Origin of the sequence: Pseudomonas sp. R62 (genome assembly GCF_000257605.1) — a bacterium.
Taxonomy (GTDB): domain Bacteria; phylum Pseudomonadota; class Gammaproteobacteria; order Pseudomonadales; family Pseudomonadaceae; genus Aquipseudomonas; species Aquipseudomonas atacamensis.
This window is the reverse complement of the sequence record NZ_JH635998.1, coordinates 196747-200469: the sequence shown is the minus strand read 5'-3', so window position 1 is coordinate 200469 and position 3723 is coordinate 196747. Positions and strand designations below refer to the sequence as shown.

Here is a 3723-nt window from a genome sequence, read left to right as displayed (position 1 = left end):
GTTCGAACAACTGCCAGGCGCAGAGAAAATTCAGCCCGGTGCCGAAGCCGGTTTCGCCAATGACCAGCCGACCATCCGCCGGTAGCGCAGCGAAGCGCTCGGCCAGACGGTTCTGGTCAAGAAACACGTAACGGGTTTCCTCCAGCCCCGACTGATCGGAAAAATACACGTCATCGAACACCCGCGAACGTGGGCGTCCCTGGTCGTCCCAGTCGAGTTGGGCGTGGGGCATTTCGGCTTTCATGGCAGGCTCGGCAAACACAAGGCGGCCATTCTAGCCGATCGCGCCGGTACTACCTGATCCAGCACAAGACTCGCAGTGAAAAGAACCCTGTGGCGAGGGGATTTATCCCCGCTGGACTGCGAAGCAGTCCCAAAACCACAAGACTCGCAGTGAAAAGAACCCTGTGGTGAGGGGATTTATCCCCGCTGGACTGCGAAGCAGTCCCAAAACCACAAGACTCGCAGTGAAAAGAACCCTGTGGTGAGGGGATTTATCCCCGCTGGACTGCGAAGCAGTCCCAAAACCACAAGACTCGCAGTGAAAAGAACCCTGTGGCGAGGGGATTCATCCCCGCTGGACTGCGCAGCAGTCCCAAAACCATCCACCCCGTTTTCCCGATCCAAACCGCACTTCCCGGATCCACGACTACTGCACAGCCAGTCAACGATAAATTCCCTCACCACAAAGTTCTCATCCCGTCCTGAGTTCATGGGAATTTCTGCCCTGCGCCCGTGCCCAATCCGCTAGTCTTGCTGAACCCTGGAAGGAGCCGTCCAATGTTTGAATCCGCTGAAATCGGTCACGCCATCGACAAAGACACTTATGAGGCGGCGGTCCCTGCGCTGCGTGAAGCCTTGCTGGAAGCGCAGTTCGAGTTGCAGCAGCAGAAACGCTTTCCGGTGATCATCCTGATCAACGGCATCGAAGGGGCGGGCAAGGGCGAGACGGTCAAGCTGCTCAACGAGTGGATGGACCCGCGCCTGATCGAAGTGCGCACCTTCGACCAACAAACCGATGAAGAACTGGCGCGGCCACCCGCCTGGCGCTACTGGCGGATGCTGCCGGCCAAGGGCCGGATGGGCGTGTTCTTCGGCAACTGGTACAGCCAGATGCTCCAGGGCCGGGTGCACGGACTGTTCAAGGATCCGCGTCTGGATCAGGCCATCGCTGGCGCCGAGCGTCTGGAAAAAATGCTCTGCGATGAAGGCGCGCTGATCTTCAAGTTCTGGTTTCACCTGTCCAAGAAGCAGATGAAAGCGCGGCTAAAATCGCTGGCCGACGACCCGCTGCACAGTTGGCGCATCAGCCCGCTGGACTGGCAGCAGTCGCAGACCTACGACAAGTTCGTCAAATACGGCGAGCGCGTGCTGCGCCGCACCAGCCGCGATTACGCGCCGTGGCATGTCATCGAAGGCGTCGATGCCAATTACCGCAGCCTGGCGGTGGGCAAGATTCTCCTCGAAGGCCTGCAAAGTGCGCTCAAGCGTGCCGACGTCAATCCCCACGAAGTCAGTGCCGCGCCGCTGGGCACGCCGGTCGATCAGTTGAACCTGCTCGACAGCCTTGATCTGACCCAGCGTCTGGACAAGAAAGACTATGAAGAACAACTGATCACCGAACAGGCGCGTCTGTCCGGGCTGATGCGCGACAAACGCATGCGCCGCCATGCGCTGGTCGCGGTGTTCGAGGGTAACGACGCGGCGGGCAAGGGCGGGGCGATTCGCCGCGTGGCAGCGGCGCTCGATCCGCGTCAGTACAGCATCGTCCCGATCGCCGCGCCGACCGAAGAAGAGCGCGCGCAACCCTACCTGTGGCGGTTCTGGCGACACCTTCCGGCGCGGGGCAAATTCACCGTGTTTGACCGTTCGTGGTACGGGCGGGTGCTGGTCGAGCGGATCGAAGGCTTCTGCACCCCGGCCGACTGGCTGCGCGCCTACGGCGAAATCAATGACTTCGAAGAGCAACTGGCCGATGCCGGAGTCATCGTGGTCAAGTTCTGGCTGGCTATCGACAAGGACACGCAGATGGAGCGCTTTCAGGAGCGCGAAGAGATTTCCTTCAAGCGCTTCAAGATTACCGAGGACGACTGGCGCAACCGGGAAAAGTGGGACGACTATCGCCGGGCGGTCGGCGACATGGTCGATCGCACCAGCACCGAGATCGCGCCGTGGACGCTGGTCGAGGCCAACGATAAACGCTGGGCACGGGTGAAAGTTTTGCGCACCATCAACCGCGCGCTGGAAGACGCGTTCGAGAAATCCGACAAGAAGGCCAAAAAGCACAAGGACTGAAGCGATGGCCGCGCATACGCCGGGTGAATGATCCTCGCGGTCGGCAAGAAGGTGGACTTATGCTCAGGTCCACTCTCAACCGACAACAACAATGAGGTATGCCATGCGTGAAGTGGTGATCGTCGACAGCGTGCGGACCGGCCTGGCCAAATCCTTTCGCGGCAAGTTCAACCAGACCCGCCCCGATGACATGGCGGCCCACTGCGTCAATGCGCTGCTGACCCGCAACGATATCGACCCGGCCAGCGTCGAGGACTGCATCGTTGGCGCCGGCTCCAACGAGGGCGCGCAGGGCTACAACATCGGCCGCAACGTCGCGGTGCTGTCGCGCCTGGGCACCGGCACCGCCGGCATGACCCTCAACCGTTTCTGTTCCTCGGGCTTGCAGGCCATTGCGATTGCCGCCAACCAGATCGCCTCCGGTTGCAGCGACATCATCGTTGCCGGCGGCGTCGAGTCGATCAGCCTGACCCTGAAAAGCGTCAACACCGATCACCTGATCAACCCGCTGCTCAAGCAACAGACTCCCGGCATCTACTACACCATGGGCCAGACCGCCGAAGTGGTGGCGCGCCGTTACGGTGTCAGCCGCGAAGCCCAGGATCGCTATGCGCTGCAAAGCCAGATCCGTACCGCGCAGGCCCAGGCTGCGGGTTTGTTCGATGATGAAATCGTGCCGATGGCGGTGAAATACCGCGTCGAGGACAAGAACAGCGGCGAAGTGCAGATTGTCGACGGCGTCGTCGAGCGCGACGACTGCAACCGCCCGGACACCACCTACGAAAGCCTTGCCGGTTTGAAACCGGTGTTCGCCGACGACGGTTCGGTGACGGCGGGCAATTCCTCGCAGCTGTCCGATGGTGCCTCGATGACGCTGGTGATGAGCCTGGATAAAGCCTTGGAACTGGGGCTCAAGCCGAAAGCGTTTTTCCGTGGCTTCACCGTCGCCGGCTGCGAGCCGGACGAAATGGGCATCGGCCCGGTGTTCTCAGTGCCGAAACTGCTCAAGGCCAAGGGCCTGCAAGTGGCGGATATCGATCTGTGGGAGTTGAACGAGGCGTTCGCTTCGCAGTGCCTGTACAGCCGCGACCGGCTGGAGATCGACAACGACAAATACAACGTCAACGGCGGCTCGATTTCCATCGGCCACCCGTTCGGCATGACCGGCTCGCGTCAGGTCGGGCATTTGATCCGGGAATTGCAGCGACGCAATTTGCGCTACGGCATCGTCACCATGTGCGTGGGTGGCGGGATGGGGGCGAGTGGGTTGTTTGAGGCGGTGCGCTAAATCCTCCGTTCGTTGTCGTCGGTCAGATCGCCATCGCTGGCAAGCTCCCACAGGTTTTGTATATGTCAAAAATCCTGTGGGAGCTGGCTTGCCAGCGATGGGATCAACACGGTTAGCCCTTGGAACCCTGCCGCTGCATC

At 60.8% G+C, this 3723-nt stretch carries 2 protein-coding genes and 1 pseudogene; 2 read left to right on the top strand and 1 reads right to left on the bottom strand.

All coding sequences use genetic code 11. The features are described 5' to 3' along the window. Window positions 1-244, bottom strand: a pseudogene (locus tag OQK_RS02365) (bifunctional tRNA (5-methylaminomethyl-2-thiouridine)(34)-methyltransferase MnmD/FAD-dependent 5-carboxymethylaminomethyl-2-thiouridine(34) oxidoreductase MnmC); the annotation flags it as partial. A gap of 536 nt (window positions 245-780) precedes the next feature. Between OQK_RS02365 and pap the strand changes: the two are divergent. Continuing rightward, window positions 781-2295: a polyphosphate:AMP phosphotransferase gene (gene pap, locus OQK_RS02360; RefSeq protein ID WP_016770941.1), complete on the top strand. Its 1515-nt coding sequence runs from the start codon at window positions 781-783 to the stop codon at window positions 2293-2295. A gap of 103 nt (window positions 2296-2398) precedes the next feature. After that, on the top strand, window positions 2399-3583 hold the full coding sequence (locus OQK_RS02355; RefSeq protein WP_016770940.1) for a thiolase family protein: 1185 nt from the start codon (window positions 2399-2401) through the stop codon (window positions 3581-3583). Window positions 3584-3723 lie beyond the last annotated feature (140 nt).

Excerpts from the sequence above, each read along its gene's own strand:
- OQK_RS02355 (WP_016770940.1), top strand. The coding sequence starts at position 2,399 with ATGCGTGAAGTGGTGATCGTCGACAGCGTGCGGACCGGCCTGGCCAAA.
- pap (WP_016770941.1), top strand. The coding sequence starts at position 781 with ATGTTTGAATCCGCTGAAATCGGTCACGCCATCGACAAAGACACTTAT.